Origin of the sequence: Polynucleobacter sp. MG-27-Goln-C1, assembly GCF_018881905.1 — a bacterium.
In the GTDB taxonomy this organism is placed as follows: Bacteria; Pseudomonadota; Gammaproteobacteria; order Burkholderiales; family Burkholderiaceae; genus Polynucleobacter.
In genome coordinates this window covers 1-1269 of sequence record NZ_JACVPM010000011.1, presented here as the reverse complement: position 1 = coordinate 1269, position 1269 = coordinate 1, and the positions used below count along the sequence as shown (strand labels likewise).

At 47.2% G+C, this 1269-nt stretch carries 1 protein-coding gene; it reads left to right on the top strand.

Going from position 1 to position 1269, the window contains the following annotated elements:
• Window positions 1–77 precede the first annotated feature (77 nt).
• A protein-coding gene (locus tag ICN14_RS10330) for an IS3 family transposase (RefSeq protein ID WP_173959624.1) occupies window positions 78–1219 on the top strand; the annotation gives its coding sequence in 2 pieces (ribosomal slippage) (window positions 78–345 and window positions 345–1219; 1143 coding nt in all).
• Window positions 1220–1269 lie beyond the last annotated feature (50 nt).

Here is a 1269-nt window from a genome sequence, read left to right as displayed (position 1 = left end):
GGTGAACTGACTTGATTTTTAGTACCACTCCAGAAGAGAGGATTTTTGATAATCTTCACCTTAAAGGAGTGCTAAATATGGCAAAAGGCCAACGTCTTAAACCCGAGCAAATCGTCACCTTATTGCGTCAAATCGATGTCCTGACAACGAACGGCAAAACCCTAGCCCAGGCCTGTAAAGAAGTGGGAACGGTAGAGCAAAGCTACTATCGTTGGCGCAAGATTTATGGCGGCATGAAGGTCGATCAAGCTCGTAAGTACAAAGATCTAGAACTGGAAAATACCCGACTCAAGAAGCTCGTAGCGGACTTATCGCTACGAGAAGTCATGCTTAAGGAAGTCATTAAGGGAAACTTCTAAGCCCTACTAGGCGTAAAAATGCAGCGCAGCTGCTCATGGACCAGCATTCTATCTCTGAGCGGACTGCCTGCAGTTTAGTGGGGCTATCTAGAGCAGCGTATCGCTATATGCCATTGCCTAGAGATGACGAAGAGCCCCTTAGAGCCGAAGTCATCCGCATGGCCAGCACCTATGGCCGTTACGGTTATAGATTTATTGCGGGCATGATGCGTAACGCTGGTTGGGGGCAAGCGACTACCGCCAAGGTTGCTCGCATCTGGCGGCAAGAAGGCCTAAAGATCCCACAAAAGCAACCTCCTAGAGGCAGACTCTGGTTTAACGATGGCAGCTGTATGAGGTTGCGAGCTACTCATACCAATCATGTTTGGAGTTATGACTTTGTCTTTATCAGGGACGCTTATGGTGGCAAGATCCGGATGCTGACCATGATTGATGAGTTCAGTAGAAAGTGTTTAACGATCCACTGCGCTAGACGAATTGGCTCAATCCAAGTGATTGAACAACTGGCCAACGCCATGATTACTCACGGCATCCCCGAGCACATCCGAAGTGATAATGGCCCAGAATTTATTGCTAAAGAGCTGCGTAGTTGGTTATCTGGCATTGGAGTAAAGACAGCCTACATTGAACCGGGCAGCCCTTGGGAGAATGGCTTTTGTGAAAGCTTTAACGGCACCTTTAGAGACAATCTTTTGGATGGGGAGATCTTCTATAGCTTAAAAGAAGCCCAGATCATCGTGGGGGAGTGGGTTAAGCATTACAACCATGTCAGGCCGCATAGCGCTTTAGGTTACAGACCACCAGCACCCCAAACCCAAGTACCCCAAATAATACAAAATCAACCCATGTTGCTGCAATGATTTACTATAGAAAAACTCTCTTTGGTAGTGGACCTAAATTGACAGCAGTT